Here is a 17,164-nt window from a genome sequence, read left to right on the forward strand (position 1 = left end):
TTCAAAGCCCCGTGAAAACTGATAGAAATATTGAAGTAAGGAACTTCCGGATTCACGGTGCAAAAGTAAGAGAATATTTCGGATTTAAAACACGAATTTCACGAATTTAATAGACACGAATTTCACGAAGGGAATAAATTAACCCGAATTGAATGCGCTGCCAGTTGAGTTAATTTATTTGGGTTAGTCTAATTCGATTAAATTCGTGAAATTCGTGCCTTTCAAATTACATTTGCGCTTTCTTTAACACATTTAACTATGTCTGTAAACAAAGAAGTTAAAAGGATTACCACGCATATTCTGCAGGAGATGAAAAACCGTGGCGAAAAAATTGCCATGCTTACCGCATACGATTACTCCATGGCTACCATTGTAGATGAAGCCGGTATGGACATCATCCTGGTGGGCGATTCGGCCTCGAACGTGATGGCCGGGCATGAAACCACGCTTCCGATAACGCTCGACCAGATGATATACCATGCGTCATCAGTCGTTCGTGCGGCCAAACGCGCGTTGGTGGTTGTTGATCTGCCGTTTGGATCATACCAGGGTAATTCTAAAGAGGCGCTTAACTCGTCTATCCGGATCATGAAAGAGTCTGGTGCGCATGCCGTTAAAATGGAAGGAGGCGTAGAAATTGCCGAATCTGTAAGCCGTATCCTTACGGCGGGAATCCCGGTAATGGGCCATTTGGGCTTAACGCCGCAGTCTATCTATAAATTTGGCACCTACACGGTACGCGCCAAGGAAGAAGTTGAAGCCCAAAAATTGCGTGAAGATGCCCTTAAGTTACAGGAACTTGGCTGCTTTGCTATTGTGCTTGAAAAAATACCGGCCAAACTGGCAACAGAAGTTAGCCAAAGCGTGCAAATACCCATTATAGGAATAGGCGCCGGCCAGTGCGACGGCCAGGTTTTGGTGATACATGACATGCTGGGCATCAACAACGACTTTAAGCCGCGTTTTTTACGCCAGTATTCTAATTTATATGAGCAAATGAACGGCGCTTTCAAAAATTACATCAGCGATGTAAAATCAAAAAGCTTCCCGAGTGATAAGGAACAATATTAAGTAGATGTGCAGATTTCAGATGTGCAGATATGCAAATGATTTGAAAATTTGAGGATTTGAAAATTTGAAAATGAGAAGGAAGAACTACCTCCGCTATTAAATCAGCAAATCCGAAATCGAAATTCCCAAATCCGAAATAAAAATGGCCCGCCCCGAGTTTAATTATACCAGTTTTGATGTTACCGATAAGGATATTCTTTATGAGGATAACCACCTTATTGCGGTGAACAAACGTGCCGGGGATATTGTGCAGGTTGACGATACCGGCGATGAATCGTTGGACGATAAAGTTAAAAAGTATATAGCCCAAAAATACAACAAACCAAATGGTGCTTTTTTAGGCGTGGTACATAGGTTAGATAGGCCCGTGAGCGGCGTTATCCTTTTTGCAAAAACCAGCAAGGCACTTGAGCGGATCAATAAAATGTTTAAAGGCCGCGAAATGCATAAAACATACTATGCGGTAGTGCGCAAAAAACCGTATCCTGAATCGGGCACATTGGTACATTGGCTGGTAAAAAATCCACAAAAAAACGTAACCAAGGCCCACGACAAAGAGGTACAGGGTAGTTTACGATCCGAACTGAGCTACAAACTGGTTGCCGAACTTAATGGGTACTACCTGATAGAGGTTGACCCGATAACCGGCAGGCCGCACCAAATCCGCGTGCAGCTATCAACACTGGGCTCGCCTATTGTTGGCGATAATAAGTATGGTTATCCGCGTGGCAGCCTGCGTAAAAGCATCTGTTTACATGCCCGTAAGCTTACCTTTATCCACCCCGTAAAAAACGAGCCTGTCGAAATTATAGCCCCTGTTCCGCGCGATGGCTTTTGGGAGAAGTTTGAAGGGATGATGGTAGGGTAAATCAATAGGCCTGAATCAAAATTTCTGTGGGTATTTTTAGATTATCATGCAAAAGTCTGATCATATCTAACGACAACTTTCTTTTTCTATTCAAAATCTCGCTGGCGCGACTTTTAAGTCCTATTATATTTGCCAAATCACTTTGATCATACCCCATTTGATCCATCCTGAACTTTATGGCTTCGATAGGGTCAGGAAAGCCGATAGGAAAATGCTCATCTTCATATTTTTCTATCAAAATTCCCAAAATTTCAAGTTCATCGCCATCATCTGAGTCTTTTTTAGCATCAAAAATAAGCTCGAGCCTTTTTAAAGCTTGCTGATAATCACTTTCGTTTTTAATAGGCTTTATTGTCATGATGATTAAATTTTTGTTGCATCAATTTTATCATACTCTGCATGAGTGCCGATAAATCGAACCCAAACCATTTGGTATATATAATTGACTTTTACTATTAAACGATAATTATTTCCTTTGATGTTAAACACCACCCTATTATCCTGCAAAATACTTGCACTGGGATATTCCTTTTTGATATCATTTGGATGTTTCCATTCACTGCTACTTGTTTCCTGAAACCAAGCTTTCAATTGTTGTTGACAATCCGGATGTGTCTCCCAAAAATCCCGAAGTACCTTCTTAGCAATAACTCTCAAAACATCCTTATTTAAACAAATTTAACAAAAGTTCCCGAATTGGGAATTAAAAATAAACACTCCACTAAATATAGTTCTATCACAAGTTCTTCACCACCTCCCAGATCCGTTCATCAATCAAAACCCCTTCGGATAAACTTTTTTCGCGCGTTTTCATTGTATTTTCGCCGGGATAATTTATTGTACCGCCTTCTTGCTCCGGCATACTGGTTTTAGTATAAGCGATGATCTCTTCTATTAGCGCATCGGTTTGTTGGCCACTTGCAGGCTTTATGCAGATAAATACCTGCGATATGCCGGAATCGGCCCCGCTTTGTGTAATTTTTGCAGTTGAGTTGCCGCCGCTTAAAACCGTGGCCAAAAGATCGAGCACCAGCGAAAGCCCCGATCCTTTCCAGAAACCGACAGGGAGTAACCTTTTTGACTCAAGAATTGCCGTTGGATTGATACTTAAACTCCCTTCGCTATCATAGCCACCCGGCAAAGGCAGGGGCTGATTACTATTTTCATATTGCTTTAATTTCCCTAACGAATATTGCGATATGGCCATATCCAATACCACATGGCCCTCTTTACGTGGCACAGCTATCACCAGGGGGTTATTGCCCAAACGTGGCTCAAGGCCGCCCCAGGGTGGCAGGTTGGCAATGGTATTTGTAAAACAAATGCCAATGTAACCGGCATCTGCAGCCTGCCAGCCGTAACTACCGCCCCGCATCCAATGGTTGGTGTTTTTTACTGCAACGCAGCCTATGCCGTTATCGTTTGCCAATGAAATGGCCCTATCCATACAAAACCGGGCATTCAGCATCCCGGGGCCTAAATTGCCGTCCCATTGTTCTATTGCGCCAAATCCGCCATCTTTTATAGGTTGTTCAAGCGGTTTAACAAGTCCATCCTTAACATGCTGCACAAAAACGGGGAAACGGTTTAACCCATGCGTGTATATGCCGTCCCTGCTGTTTTCTGCAAAAATAGTGGCACACTGTTCAGCCTTATCATCAGTAAAGTTAAGGCTTAGCAAAACACGTTTAAATTCGGCTTTAAGCAGTGGGAATGGGATACGCATGGGGATAAATTCAAAAGTTAAAAGTAAAAATTCAAAGTTAAAACCGCTACATCAGCTTGAAGATGTTGGCCGTTCCATTAAAATAAAAAACGCTTAAAACAGTTATTTAAATATAACTCCTGCCTGTGGATTAATAACTACAGGATTTCATATTTTTGCGCGTACATTATTTCATGAAAAATAAATTTCCATTATTCTTTGTCCTTGGGTTAGCCGTTGCCTGCGCGCTCGTAAACTCCTGCAAAAAAGATAAAAACAGCAATATTCCCGCCCTTTTAACCAGCGGTGTTTGGGAACTGGCCTCGATACAGGTTTATCATTTTACAGGCAATACACAGTTAGGTGATCCCGACACGTTGAATACCGATTGCGATAAAAGCCAATATTTTGTTTTTAAAAGCGACAATACCTGTAGCTACATAAACTTTAACTGCGCAACACAAACATCATCGGGCACCTGGACATTTACGGAAAACAGGCTTTATTTTACATCGACTATTGGGGTTGATACAACGACGGCAAAAACCGGCAAATTAATATACCCCTTTAATAATACGCAGATTGAAACCCTTGGCACTTACTCACTGGTGTTGCAAACCGGCGACGTTGAACCCAATTATTCGGCCACTAAGGCCCGCACAGTAACACGCTATGGATTTATCAGGCAAAAAGCAATCACAGGTAGCGATTAAATCACATAAAAAATTATATTTGAATATTATTGAACGGTTTATAAATTGCCCCAACTTATTAACTACTGTTTGAGGCAGTTTCATCACCTTTGAAAAACTTTAATGAAGAAACGAATTGCCATTTTTGCTTCAGGCTCGGGATCAAACGCCCAAAAAATAATGGAGCATTTTAAACGCAATGCCGAGGCCGAAGTTGTACTGATACTCACCAACAACCCACAAGCCTTTGTGTTACAGCGTGCCGACAATTTTGAAGTGCCATCGCACGTATTTACCCGCCATGAATTTTTTGAAACCGATGATGTAATCCGCCTGCTCAAAAATCTGCAGGTCGATCTTATCGTACTGGCCGGTTTTTTATGGCTGGTGCCGGCGTCATTATTAAAGGCATTCCCCAACAAGATCATCAACCTGCACCCTGCCCTGCTGCCCAAATATGGTGGCAAAGGCATGTACGGCGATCATGTACACAAGGCTATTTTAGACGCCGGGGAAGAAGAAAGCGGCATAACCATTCATTTTGTAAACGAGCAGTTTGATGAAGGGGAAGTTATCCATCAATCGAAATTCAAAATTGAACCGGGCGACAACCTGGAGATGATCAAATTCAAAGGCCAGCAACTGGAACACCTCCATTTCCCGAAGGTTGTGGAAGCATTGTTGAAGAAGATGAAAAGCTAACACGGTTTAGGGATGTTGCAGGATTGACAGGATTGTAATTAAGGCGATTTCCTGTCGAAATCTGATAACCTGTTTAATCGGGGTTCAGACAAAAAATCCGAAATCCCGGTTCCCAAATCCAAAATCAAAAAGATACCTTTGCATATGGCTTACAAAGAACGTGAAATAAGCAAAATGTATTACACCATGGGCGAGGTATCGGCCATGTTTGATGTAAACCAATCGCTTATCCGTTTTTATGAAAAGGAATTTGATGTACTTCAGCCTAAAAAAAACAAAAAAGGCAACCGCTATTTTACCCCCGAAGATATCGAGAATTTCAAGATCATCTTTCACCTCATCCGCGATAAGGGTTATACGCTAAACGGCGCCAAAGAACACCTGAAAAGCAACCTTGGCGACCACAAAGAAAACCAACGGGTGATTGATTCCCTCGAAAACATTAAAAAATTCCTGCTGGAAGTGCGCGACCAGTTGTAGATATCAGTTAGCATTATCCGGTTGCTAAATAAGAGGCGTAGCCTCGGCCAATATTGTAGCCCCCAGGTTTCAACCCGGGGAATAGCAAACAAAGAGAACCGTAGCTTCGGCCCATAATAATTAACGCGTTTCTCTTAATATTCCAAATATCACTGTGCATTAAATGAACCGTGCCTCCAGCACTCATTCCGCTGGACTTTATAACAACGGGTTAAAACCCGTTGCTACAATATAAGTCGAGCCAACGGCTCTTGAGCTGCAACAACTTGATGACCCTTAGATTCCGGCAATTAAAAAGCGTAATATTCTAATATCGGCCAACCTACTGATTTATTTCAATTCATATATTTGAGATATCCCTCTAAAACATATCTTTATTGTTTTCTATATCATAAATGATCGCGAACCATAAAGGCGAGATCCCGTTTGTTGTATTGCTCCTGCCCTTTTTATCAGGGATATCCTTAGGTATCGGCTTTATCACGGCCGTATACCAGCCTTTGCTTTGGGGCATTTTCGGCGGGTTGAGCATTGCATTTATCCTCCTGAATTTAGCCTACCGGCGGCTGGCCATTTATAAAAACAGGTGGCTTGGCGGGTTATTAATCGCCTTCATCCTGTTTTCGGCAGGCTGCATCAGTGCTATCAACAATAACGAGTTGAACAATGACCGGCATTTTTCCAAAGCGCCGGCGCAATATCTGTCTATAAAAATTAATACCGGGCCACAGCTAAAAAACGGCCTGCTCCGGTTTACAGCAACAGTTGGGCAAAGCGTTAACCATAAACAATCAACCGCTGTTACCGGCACCTTACTGGTCACCATTAAAGACAGCGCAGCCATAGCCCTGCAATATGGCGACGAATTAGTTATCCCGGCCAAATACAGCCCTATCGATCCCCCTTTTAACCCCGCCGAATTCAACTATAAAAAATACCTGGCGCATCAAAACATATATTACCAGGCATTTTTATACCCGGGTATGTACCGGGTTGTAAAACATGGAACGGGCAACCCGCTTATAGCCTTTTCGCTGCGGTTACGGCAGCAAATGATTAACCGGTTTAAGCAGCAAATGCACGATCCCGGCGCCATTGCAGTAGCATCGACCCTGATACTGGGTTACAAAGCCGATTTGAGCACCGATATTTTGCAGGCCTATTCCAAAACAGGCACTATTCATGTATTATCGGTTTCGGGTGCGCATGTGGCCATCATTTATATTTTGCTACAATTTACCCTTGGCTTTTTAAATGGATACAGGCATGGCCGGGTAATAAAAGCGGTTATCATTATCGCGCTTATCTGGTACTATTCCCTGCTCAGTGGCTTCTCCCCTGCCGTTTGCCGGGCAGCAGTGATGATCAGCATGGTTATCATCGGCAAAACTTATGCACGGTACATTAATTTACTTAACATCCTGGCTGTATCGGCATTCGCGCTGTTGTTGTACAACCCGCTTTTAATAACCGATGTTGGCTTCCAGCTGTCATACCTGGCCGTGGCGGGGCTGGTGGTGTTACAGCCGGTTGTGTATAAATGGCTGGAGTTTAAAAACAAATGGGCAAATAAGGTTTGGATGGCCTGCTCGGTATCAATAGCGGCGCAGGTTATCACATTCCCGTTAAGTGCGCTGTATTTTCACCAGTTCCCCATTTATTTTTTGCTGAGCAACCTGCTCATTATTATACCCACATCGGTTATTATGTACAGCGGTGTTGCTTACCTGGTATTTTCATGGGTGCCCCTGCTATCAACTTTGCTGGCCCGGATATTGGAATATACTATCCTGTTTATGAACAAGGTATTGTCAGTTATTGAACATGCGCCTTTTGCCGGCATTGGTAAAATATGGCTTACTGTCCCGGAGTATTTGCTGCTTTATATGATCATTATAAGCCTGTTTTACTATTTGTACAATAAAAAAACGTGGCTCATAAAACTTAGCCTGGCCAGCATGCTGCTATTTGCCATAAGCATCAGCCTGAAAAGGTACCGCGCCGAAAGCACCAACGCCGTCGCGTTTTTAAACCTGCGCAAAAACGTGGGCATTGTATTTAAAAATGGCAGCAGCGCGATAGTGCTTACCAACCTTGCAGATACTGATAAAAATTACAAATATTCCATACAGCCTTATTTAGATAGTGCACAGGTGGAGAATACCAGCATTATAGGTTTAAACCAAAACATCAGTTCAACATGGTTTAAAAAACGAGGCCCGTTAATGCAGTTTTATGATAAAAGGATACTTATATTTGATAAGCGGCTGCAAAACCAACAACTATCAGCCAGGCTGAAAACCGATTATTTATATGTTAATGGCAATCCGCGCATGACGATCGACGACGTTAATAAAACTTTTGGTTACCAGATGCTTGTAATTGATGGCAGTAACAGCAGGCAAACCATTGAAAGATTAGAGACCGGGGCAAGGGCCATGAACATAAACTATAAAATATTAAAGCGTAACAATTCGCTGATAAGCGTATCTAATTAGCAACATTAAACTAACCGCCAATAAATTTGTCTTTTAATTAAAAAGAGGTAAATTGGTAATAATCAAATTAAAACAATGAGCATAAAAACTTTAAGTGTTGCTTTGGGCCTTGCCCTTACTGCAACCGCAATGAGTGCAAACGCACAAAAAAAGTATAGCGAAGGCGTTATCGATTTCACTACCCAGATGATGGGACGCCCTGTTGAAGCTAAAAACTATTTCAGGGCCGATTCAAGCGCATTTGCTTTTTCAAACGGACCTGCCAATATCAAAATTTTAACAAACGCCGAAGCTACATCGATGGTGGTTTTAGTTGATGTTGCTGTTGCCAACATTAAAAAAGCAGCAGTAGCCAGTCCGGATGATATTGACCAGGCAATGGCCGCTTTGCCGCAGCTTACTTTTGCCCCTGGTACCGAAACCAAAGTTATCAATGGCTTTAACTGTAAAAAAGTGGTTGCTACCGATAAAAAAACCAGCAAAACTTACGATATCTGGATTACCAATGACATTGAAATCCCTTCTACCGGTATAGCTAAATATTACCAGGGTATTGGCGGTTTCCCGGTGCAGTATACTTCATTTGCCCAGGGCCAATCAACTGAGGTTACGGTTAAAAGTGTAACCGAGCAAAAACTACCTGCCGGCACCTTTGGTATCCCCGCCGATTTTGAAAAGATCACGATGGACGATTTGAAAGCCATGCGCGGTGGCCGGTAAGCAATTGCTTTAACAATTAACTAAAGGTTTCTTAACATTGCAGTAAAGTACTTACTTTTGTACCCCTGTATGTTAAGAAACCTTTTTAGTTTAGTCAGATTTTTTTTATTCTGGTTATTGTTCTTCGCAATAACCCGTTTGGCGTTCGAGCTATATTTTCTGCCTAAACTTAAAGATGCCGGCTTCGGCGACATCTTACAAACCTATTTTTACGGCCTCCGGCTTGATGCTTCGGCAGCAGCCTATATCAGCGCCATCCCCCTATTGGTTTTCCTGGTTAACTGGTGCATGCCAAAAACGCATGTTAAACCCATCTGGCTTAAAGTATATGTTTGGGTTTGCCTGTTTTTTATCTCGTTAAATACGGGCCTCAATTTTAACATTTTCCGCGAGTGGGGCACCAAAGTGGTGTTCAGGGTATTTAAATCATTGTACGACGCACCATCCGAAGCATTTGCCTCAACAGGCTCATCACCGGTGGGCAGGAGCGTTTTTATATGTATATTATTATTGGCATCGGGTATCTTCCTGTCATTAAAAATCATCGATTTTAAGTTTAAAAAGCCCGTAGTTGAACCACGGCTGAAAGCAGTATTTATCGCCCTGCTCCTTTTTTTCAATTTTGTGCTGATGAGGGGCGGTTTGCAACCGGTACCCGTCGATCAAAACTCAGCTTATTTTTCTGACCATGAATTTTTAAACCAGGCTGCCCTTAATACCGAATGGAATCTGTTTAACAACGTAGTTGAAAACCTTGGCCGCCCGTACAACCCATTTGTATTTATGAAGCCAGGCAGTGCTACCCAGCTTGTGCAGGAGGCCTACAGCTATAATGCTGACAGTACGTTAAACGTACTTACCACCAACAGGCCCAACATTGTCATTATCCAGATAGAAAGCTATACTGCCGATGTAATTGAGTCATTAGGTGGCGATAAAGGCGTAGCGCCCAACTTCGAAAAATTCATTAAAAACGGCATCCTGTTCAACAACATTTATTCATCTGCCGACAGGACCGACAAAGGCATCGTATCTATCATGAGCGGCTTCCCTTCGCAGGCTATTCGTACCATTGTTGCCGATACTTTAAAAAATAAAAGGCTGCCGGCAATAGCGTCGTCGCTTAAAACAGCCGGGTACGCTACATCATATTTTTATGGCGGTAAAAGCAATTACATGCATTTTGACCTGTTTATGAAAAACCACCAGGTTGATCATATTACCGACGAACTTGCCTTTGATAAAAGCCTGGTAAAAACCCAATGGGGTGTTTATGACGATGTGCTTTTTGCCAAACATCTGGATTTTGCCCAACGCCAAAAGCAACCTTTTTTTACCTATCTGCAAACATCAACCAATCATGAGCCTTTTGTGCTGCCCGTAAAAGGCCATTTTCCGGAAGACGACGACGCGGGTGACGCCAGCAACAAGTTCAGAAGTACTGCCTACTTTACCGACTCGTGCCTGAATGCCTATTTTGAACAAGCCAAAAAGCAGCCGTGGTACAAAAACACCCTCTTTATTTTAGTAGCCGACCATGGGCACCGCCTGCCGCGCAATGTATCTGAAGCTTACAACCCTGTAAAATACCACATTCCACTACTATTTTTTGGCGAAGTAATAAAACCCGAATACCGCGGCAAAAAAATTAACAAACTGGGCGGGCAAACAGATATTGCTACCACCCTGCTTACCCAGTTTGGCCTGCCCCATCACCAGTTCAAATGGTCGAAAGATCTGCTAAACCCCACCACCAAAGATTTTGCTTTTTTTGACTGGGACAATGGCTTTTGTTTTATGACACCCCAACAAGTGGTATCATACGATAACTCCGGCCGCAGGGTAGTTTACACTGGCAATAAAAACGCGGATGCGAAAGCCACCAATAAAGCACTATTATACGGCAAGGCTTTTTTGCAGGAAGTGTATACGGAGTATATGAGGTATTAAACCACCCTATTTGTCGTTGCGAGCGATAGCGTGGCAATCTCGTCGCCAATGCCTATCGAACTTGCATATCCGTTTTGCATGGCTACGAGATTGCTTCGTTCCTTATAATGACGTGTTTTTAAGTTGCTGATTGTTAGTATTATTAATTATGTCATTGCGAGGAACGAAGCAATCGCGAACTTTGTATGGCGGACTTGCACAGTTCGCGATTGCCACGCTGCGCTCGCAATGACATAGTTGTTGTGTGGCGCTAAAGCCAATACGTCATCCCCGTTTTTTTCAGGATCATCCTGATGGTTACTCGCAATGACATAGTTTGTTAAGGGATTTTTGATCTAATTGATCGCCGCTCCCAACTGCTCCACCCACATTTCAAACAACCTGGTTTCAAAGGCTACCGCTTTATTGGCGTGTTTTTCCCAATCGGGCGAGAATTTGTGCAACTGGTTAAGCATTTCTTCCAGGTGGCCTTCTTCTTCCAGGATGATTGATTTTACGTTTACCTTGCTGCCGGCTTCGTCAAGGGCCGATTGGTAGATGGGGTAAAGTTCATCGGCACGCACCTCAATAGCATAGGTTACCAGGAGGTAAGCAGCAAAGCGCAGTTCGGGGCCTGTAAGGTTCAATTCGCTTTTAAGGTAACGGCAAACATCAATATCCAGTTGGTTTAAATAGTATTTACTTGAGCCGGGGGCCAGCAGGTATTCGGCGGCGTAGGTTGGCAGCTCTACCCCTGTTTTTTCCAGTTGTTTTTTGAGGTAAAAGGCATGGCGATGCTCTTCGGCAGCATGTTTCAGGATAATATAGGTCACGGTAAGCGGGTCTTCACTGGCCGAAATTTTACGGGCCCCGGTGTTTTCCATCAGCGACAGCGTGTTTAGCCAGCGCGAGTGTAACTGGTTATCGGCTATTATTTGCGGTAGAAGTTTGTTTAATAACATGTTATATTTCTTGTAATGCCTGCTCTATTTTGCCGTAAACATACTGTAGTTCATCATCAGTAATGCAATAGGGCGGTAAAATGTAAATTACGTTGCCCAGCGGGCGTAATATAATACCGGCAGTTAAAAAGTAATGGTATAATTTATCGCGAAGGGAACTGAAATAAGAGGTATTATCCCCTGTTTCCCACTCCATTGCCAGTATAGTACCGGTTTGCCTTACGGTTTTTATTTTAGGGTGATGTTTAATTTTATCAGCAAACAGTATATGTGCATTAACAATCCGCTGGATATTTGCGGCTGTTTCGGACTGCTCAAACAAATCCAGGCTTGCCAGTGCCGATGCGCAGGCTACCGGGTTGGCGGTAAACGAATGACCGTGAAAAAGGGTTTTCAAGCGATCATCGGATAAAAAGGCATCGTAGATGTGTTGGGTGCAGGTAGTTAATCCCAAGGCCATGGTACCGCCCGTTAAGCCTTTAGAGAAGCACATGATATCGGGCTGTACATCAAGATAATCACACGCAAATGATTTCCCTGTGCGACCAAACCCGGTAAAAATTTCATCGTCAATCATCAGCACCCCCTCCTGTTTGCAGTGGGCCATCAGTTCATTCAAGTATTTAGCCTCATACATCAGCATGCCGGCAGAGCCCTGTACCAATGGTTCGAAAATGAAACAAGCCAGGTTAGATTTGAGATTTGAGATTTGAGATTTGAGACTTTGGATGTTTTCTTTGTTGGGCGTATCAATAAACTCTACCTCGAACAATAAACTATCGAAGGCTTTGGTAAATGCGCTGCGTCCGCTTACGGCCATGGCGCCAAAGGTATCGCCGTGGTAGGCATTGTTAAAAGCCAGTATTTTGGTGCGTTGATGGCCCTTGTTATTCCAGTACTGCAGGCACATTTTTATGGCTACCTCGATGGCTGTTGAGCCATTATCTGAATAAAATGCTTTTTGCTGGTTATTGGGTAAATGGATCAACAGCCGCTCCGCTAATTCAACGGCGCCTTCATGGGTAAAACCGGCGAAGATCACATGCTCCAGCTTTTGCAGCTGCTCTGCCACTTTTTTGGCGATATAAGGATGCGCGTGCCCGTGAATGTTTACCCACCAGGACGATACGGCATCAATATATTTTTTGCCTGCTTCATCAAACAATAAAGCGCCCGCTCCCCTTACAATTGGTACAGGTGGCGCCGCGGTTTTCATTTGGGTATAGGGGTGCCATATTACTTTAAGGTCGCGTTCGGTAAGACTCATAGCTCATCCTGTAAAAGTTCAACTACCCGCTTATCTGTAGGGAATGCAAAATCGGCTATACTTAGGGCAGTTAAGTTTATCCACCTGAATGACTGCAGCACTTCGCCTTCGCCGTCAAAATCAAAGGCTACGGTTTTGGTGATTAAATCCACCGGTGCAATACTCCTCACCAAATAATAAACGCTGATGATCTGCGAATCGTTAAAGGCCGATTTCACAAAAAAATCAGTGGTATAAAAATGACCTACAATCTCAATTTCCAGGTTACACTCCTCCATAAACTCACGCTTCAGGCCATCAATCAGCCCTTCGCCCAGTTCCAGGCCGCCACCGGGGAATTTGGTAAATTGCATCCCGTATTCCTGCTCATCGCTTACCAGCAATTCGTCGTTATCATTAAGCAACAGGCCGTAAACCCTTACATTAAAATACGTCATTATTCAAAGTGTTTTTTATTTCGTACTACAATATCCATCGTCCACTCAATAGTTTCTGTTTGGGCCTCGCTCCTGATGGGGCAATTGGGCATGCTGCAATAGTGGCAGCAATTGGGCAAACATGGGTCAGTGTGGATAAACAGTTCGGTTTTTATACCTACCTCCTGGTTAATCATTTTATCAACTAACGATACCTCGGTATGCACGGTAGTCAAATCAAAATAACTGGGTAGGGTAAGGTGGCAATCAATATGCAGTTCATGACCATATTTTTGAGCGCGCAGGTTATGCACATCTATCCAGGCATTGCGGCGCTTATCGCTTAGTACCTTTATTACTTCATTAACTACATCAATGTCGGCCTCGTCCATAAGTCCACCAACAGAACGGCGTACCAGTTTGTAGGCGCTATAAATTAAATACAAGGCTACCAGTATAGATAAAGCACTGTCGAGCCATACCAGGCCCACAAAATGGATCAGTAGCAAGCCTGCCACCAGGCCAATGCTGGTTACCATATCGGCTAATAAATGATGTCCGTCTGCATCAAGCGTTATCGACCGCAATACTTTCCCCTTATGGATCATATAATAACCCAAAGCGCCGTTAACAGCACCCGTGGCACCAATAATAACCGCGCCGGTAAGCAAATCATGAATATTTTCGGGATGAATTAAACTATAAACCGATTTTCCGATAATGATGAGCCCGGCAATGCCTATAAGCGATCCTTCAATAAATACAGAAAAGTATTCCACCTTGCCATGCCCGTAGGGGTGATTTTCGTCGCGCGGCTGCGCAGCAAGGTAAATGCTAAAAAAAGCGAAGGAACTGGCTATTACATTAACAATACTTTCGGCGGCATCACTTAGTACAAAATTGGAAGCGGTTAAAAAAAAGGCCCCGAATTTCGCCATCATCAACACTACACCCGTTATCAGCGAAATTAAAATGATCCTTTTTTGTTCCTTCAAGGCAATCTTTATTAGGCAGCAAATTTATAAATAACAAGCGTAAGTAGCAGTAAAGTTATTTTCTATATTTGCCGCGATAACATAATTTATATGAGCGCATTAAGTAACCGGATAAATAATCTGTCCGAATCAGCAACAATTAAAATGGCCAAATTGGGCCGTGAACTCGCCGCAAAAGGCGTGGATGTGATCAGTTTGAGCTTTGGCGAACCTGATTTTCATACACCAGAACACATCAAAGAAGCTGCCAAACAGGCCATGGATAAGAATTTTACCTACTACACCCCTGTAGCAGGCTATCCTGAACTGCGTAAGGCTGTTGTTGCCAAGCTAAAGAACGAAAACAACCTTGATTATGATTTTAGCCAGATAGTAGTTTCAACCGGTGCCAAACAAGCCATTGCCAACGCGGTATTGTGCCTGGTTAACCCCGGCGAAGAAGTAATTATCCCTACCCCTTACTGGGTATCATATAGCGAAGTGGTTAAACTTGCCGAAGGCGTAAGTGTTTTTATAAATACTACTGTTGAGCAGAATTTTAAGATTACTCCTGAGCAATTAGAGGCGGCCATCACCCCTAAAACCAAATTGTTTATGTTCTCGTCGCCTTGTAACCCAACTGGCAGCGTTTACAGTAAGGATGAATTAGAAGGCCTGGCCAAGGTATTTGAAAAACACCCTCATGTATACATTTTAAGCGATGAGATTTATGAGCACATCAACTATGTTGATAAACATGAATCAATAGCGCAGTTTGATTATATTAAAGATCGTGTGATCATCATCAACGGCTGGTCGAAAGCATTTGCCATGACCGGTTGGAGAATTGGGTACACCGCATCAAACAAAGAGATAGCCGTTGCCTGCGATAAAATGCAGGGACAAGTAACCTCTGGTACCTGTTCAATCACCCAGCGTGCCGGTGTAGCCGCTTACGAAGGTGGTTTAGAAACTGTACTGGAAATGCGCGCCGCATTTAAAAAACGCCGCGATATTGTTTACAAGTTACTGAGCGAAATTGAAGGATTAAAAGTAAACCTGCCGGATGGCGCTTTCTATTTCTTCCCCGAAGTAACTTCATTCTTCGGTAAAAGCTATAATGGTAAAACCATTAAAGATGCTGATGAACTGAGTATTTATCTTTTAGAAGAAGCCCATGTTGCCACCGTTGGCGGCGATTCATTCGGCGACCCTACCGCTATCCGTTTATCATACGCTGCGGCCGAAGATAAGCTGATTGAAGCCGTAAGAAGGATTAAAGAAGCGCTGGGGAAACTTGTTTAAATGTGCAGGTGTGCAGATTTCAGATGTGCAGATGACAAGATCAATTTGAGAATTTGAAGATTTGAGAATTTGAAAATGCTGGCCGATGTAAATCAATTGCGCAAATGAAATCAAAAAAATCTGATAAATCTGCTTAATCCAGGTTCAGATAATAAGAAAGCCCCTCATCATCACGACGAGGGGCTTTCCTGTTTATTAGTGTTGTAGATACCACTATAATCCGAAACCGTAAGCTAAACGTAAACCTACCAGGCCGTAGTTACTGCCCTGTCCCGAGAAGTTTTCATAACGTGCTCCTATATCCCACGATTTGGTTGCATAACCTAAACCAGGTGAAAGGATAAGTTTGGTGTTTTTATCACCGCCGGCTACTGTTGGGTGAACTTCAAAGCCTGCGCCAGCCTCGCCCGAAAGATAGAAACCATCCGAAACGAATGCTTTAAGACCAGCTTTAACGGGAATCATACCCAACGACCGCGCTTTAAAAGTAGACGTGGCAGTACCTGTTGAAGTAGTTACCGAAGAGGTATAAGTTTTCCCAAAGAAATTATAGTAACCCGATGTTAGCGTTAAGGCCACATTGTTGTTTACACCATATTGTAAACGTCCTGTACCTCCTAATTCAAATTTTGAATAATCATGAATGTCGCCGGTTGGTATACCAGCTTCAACACCGATACCAAAGCGTAATTTATTGGCTGGAGTTGTTTGAGCACTAACATTTGTTCCGACGAATATAGCTGCTGCTGTAAAAGCACCTGCTATAACTTTTGTCACTGTTTTCATAGTTGTAATTTTTAGTAAATAGTCCGCGGTTTTATTGCCGCGTTGATACCCCTTTTACAAATACTTTGCCATTGTAGCAATTTTTGACGCTTGTGAGATTGGCATGACTATTCAAAAAACAACTTTTATAACAAGTATGTTACAGAAAATAGGTGCTTAAACATTGATTATCAGCACACTATTTCCCTCTCAAATATCGACTTTTTATCTATTTACGAAATAAATTTAACATCAAATTAATGTACAGAAAACAGGAGTACTACTGTTCAGCATAGTGTATCCTATTAAAGAATTTCTGTTTGGTTTAAACTAAAATGATGTGAAAACAGCGGCCCGTGGCGAGCTATATGGCTTTGCCAAAAACAAAAAAGAGAGGTTTTGAGCCTCTCCTACTTTATTTTTACATATCATCTATAATAACCTGGCGGTGTTTTATTCCCCAATCGGCCAGGTTGTTGATGATAGTCTGCAATGTTTTTCCATACTCGGTCAGGTTATATTGGACGGTTACAGGCTGGGTGTCTAAAACAGTCCGCTTTATCAGCTTATTTACTTCCAGTTCCTTTAATTCCTTACTCAGCATTTTGTTTGATATGCCGTTTACATCGTTCAAAATATCAGAGAACCTTCTTCTATTATAATAGCAAATAGACGAAATAATAGAGATTTTCCATTTACCGTTCAGCACGTCCATTGCGTCATGAACGGCCATAATTTCTTTTTTGTGTCCTGGCACACATACATTGTCTGTCATAAGTTACCTTGTTACCCAAATGTTACTGTTACTTT

At 42.7% G+C, this 17,164-nt stretch carries 18 protein-coding genes; 9 read left to right on the forward strand and 9 right to left on the reverse strand.

Annotated elements, in window-relative coordinates; translation table 11 throughout:
* Positions 1-258: 258 nt before the first annotated feature.
* Both panB and AC1DXF_RS11510 read left to right on the forward strand, forming a co-directional pair.
* Positions 259-1,071: a 3-methyl-2-oxobutanoate hydroxymethyltransferase gene (panB, locus tag AC1DXF_RS11505; protein WP_274209530.1), complete on the forward strand. Its 813-nt coding sequence runs from the start codon at positions 259-261 to the stop codon at positions 1,069-1,071.
* A 142-nt stretch (positions 1,072-1,213) separates the two neighbouring features.
* Positions 1,214-1,939, forward strand: coding sequence for an RluA family pseudouridine synthase (locus AC1DXF_RS11510; RefSeq protein ID WP_147052598.1), 726 nt, complete (start codon positions 1,214-1,216; stop codon positions 1,937-1,939).
* A 1-nt stretch (position 1,940) separates the two neighbouring features.
* On the opposite strand, the gene AC1DXF_RS11515 is transcribed toward AC1DXF_RS11510, so the two are convergent.
* The 3 genes from AC1DXF_RS11515 to yiaK all read right to left on the reverse strand — a co-directional run bounded on the left by AC1DXF_RS11515 (position 1,941) and on the right by yiaK (position 3,665).
* Positions 1,941-2,297, reverse strand: coding sequence for a helix-turn-helix domain-containing protein (locus AC1DXF_RS11515; RefSeq protein WP_477448662.1), 357 nt, complete (start codon positions 2,295-2,297; stop codon positions 1,941-1,943).
* A 5-nt stretch (positions 2,298-2,302) separates the two neighbouring features.
* Positions 2,303-2,596: a type II toxin-antitoxin system HigB family toxin gene (locus AC1DXF_RS11520; protein ID WP_477448664.1), complete on the reverse strand. Its 294-nt coding sequence runs from the start codon at positions 2,594-2,596 to the stop codon at positions 2,303-2,305.
* 79 nt (positions 2,597-2,675) lie between these two features.
* The gene (yiaK, locus tag AC1DXF_RS11525; protein WP_477448666.1) at positions 2,676-3,665 is read right to left on the reverse strand and encodes a 3-dehydro-L-gulonate 2-dehydrogenase; all 990 of its coding nucleotides are present in this window, start codon (positions 3,663-3,665) and stop codon (positions 2,676-2,678) included.
* Positions 3,666-3,838: 173 nt separating this feature from the next.
* On the opposite strand from yiaK, the gene AC1DXF_RS11530 reads away from it, so the two are divergent.
* From AC1DXF_RS11530 to AC1DXF_RS11555, 6 genes are all read left to right on the forward strand, one after another.
* The gene (locus AC1DXF_RS11530; RefSeq protein ID WP_477448668.1) at positions 3,839-4,357 is read left to right on the forward strand and encodes a lipocalin family protein; all 519 of its coding nucleotides are present in this window, start codon (positions 3,839-3,841) and stop codon (positions 4,355-4,357) included.
* A 102-nt stretch (positions 4,358-4,459) separates the two neighbouring features.
* Positions 4,460-5,038: a phosphoribosylglycinamide formyltransferase gene (gene purN, locus AC1DXF_RS11535; protein WP_477448670.1), complete on the forward strand. Its 579-nt coding sequence runs from the start codon at positions 4,460-4,462 to the stop codon at positions 5,036-5,038.
* Positions 5,039-5,182: 144 nt separating this feature from the next.
* Positions 5,183-5,518 (forward strand): MerR family transcriptional regulator, encoded by a 336-nt coding sequence (locus AC1DXF_RS11540; RefSeq protein WP_090653238.1) that lies wholly within the window; start codon positions 5,183-5,185, stop codon positions 5,516-5,518.
* A 395-nt stretch (positions 5,519-5,913) separates the two neighbouring features.
* Positions 5,914-8,016 carry a ComEC/Rec2 family competence protein gene (locus AC1DXF_RS11545; protein ID WP_477448672.1) on the forward strand — a complete coding sequence of 701 codons (2,103 nt, stop codon included), beginning with the start codon at positions 5,914-5,916 and terminating at the stop codon, positions 8,014-8,016.
* Positions 8,017-8,091: 75 nt separating this feature from the next.
* Positions 8,092-8,736, forward strand: coding sequence for a hypothetical protein (locus AC1DXF_RS11550; RefSeq protein WP_477448674.1), 645 nt, complete (start codon positions 8,092-8,094; stop codon positions 8,734-8,736).
* A 138-nt stretch (positions 8,737-8,874) separates the two neighbouring features.
* Positions 8,875-10,686: an LTA synthase family protein gene (locus AC1DXF_RS11555; RefSeq protein WP_477448676.1), complete on the forward strand. Its 1,812-nt coding sequence runs from the start codon at positions 8,875-8,877 to the stop codon at positions 10,684-10,686.
* A gap of 335 nt (positions 10,687-11,021) precedes the next feature.
* On the opposite strand, the gene AC1DXF_RS11560 is transcribed toward AC1DXF_RS11555, so the two are convergent.
* Genes AC1DXF_RS11560 through AC1DXF_RS11575 form a run of 4 tightly spaced genes read right to left on the reverse strand, consistent with a single transcriptional unit; the run spans position 11,022 to position 14,305 of the window.
* Positions 11,022-11,627: a hypothetical protein gene (locus AC1DXF_RS11560; protein WP_477448677.1), complete on the reverse strand. Its 606-nt coding sequence runs from the start codon at positions 11,625-11,627 to the stop codon at positions 11,022-11,024.
* Position 11,628: 1 nt separating this feature from the next.
* Positions 11,629-12,894, reverse strand: coding sequence for an adenosylmethionine--8-amino-7-oxononanoate transaminase (gene bioA / locus AC1DXF_RS11565; RefSeq protein WP_477448679.1), 1,266 nt, complete (start codon positions 12,892-12,894; stop codon positions 11,629-11,631).
* Positions 12,891-13,331, reverse strand: coding sequence for an NUDIX domain-containing protein (locus AC1DXF_RS11570; protein WP_477448681.1), 441 nt, complete (start codon positions 13,329-13,331; stop codon positions 12,891-12,893). Before AC1DXF_RS11570 ends, bioA begins: the two co-directional genes overlap by 4 nt.
* On the reverse strand, positions 13,331-14,305 hold the full coding sequence (locus tag AC1DXF_RS11575) for a cation diffusion facilitator family transporter (protein WP_477448683.1): 975 nt from the start codon (positions 14,303-14,305) through the stop codon (positions 13,331-13,333). Before AC1DXF_RS11575 ends, AC1DXF_RS11570 begins: the two co-directional genes overlap by 1 nt.
* A 90-nt stretch (positions 14,306-14,395) precedes the next feature.
* On the opposite strand from AC1DXF_RS11575, the gene AC1DXF_RS11580 reads away from it, so the two are divergent.
* Complete coding sequence (locus AC1DXF_RS11580; protein WP_477448685.1) at positions 14,396-15,589, forward strand: pyridoxal phosphate-dependent aminotransferase; 1,194 nt, start codon at positions 14,396-14,398, stop codon at positions 15,587-15,589.
* 213 nt (positions 15,590-15,802) lie between these two features.
* On the opposite strand, the gene AC1DXF_RS11585 is transcribed toward AC1DXF_RS11580, so the two are convergent.
* Positions 15,803-16,375 (reverse strand): hypothetical protein, encoded by a 573-nt coding sequence (locus AC1DXF_RS11585; protein ID WP_477448687.1) that lies wholly within the window; start codon positions 16,373-16,375, stop codon positions 15,803-15,805.
* A 400-nt stretch (positions 16,376-16,775) separates the two neighbouring features.
* Positions 16,776-17,129, reverse strand: a complete 354-nt coding sequence (locus AC1DXF_RS11590) for a winged helix-turn-helix transcriptional regulator (protein WP_477448689.1) — start codon at positions 17,127-17,129, stop codon at positions 16,776-16,778.
* Positions 17,130-17,164: the final 35 nt, after the last annotated feature.

Source organism: Mucilaginibacter sp. P2_A5 (assembly GCF_056404995.1).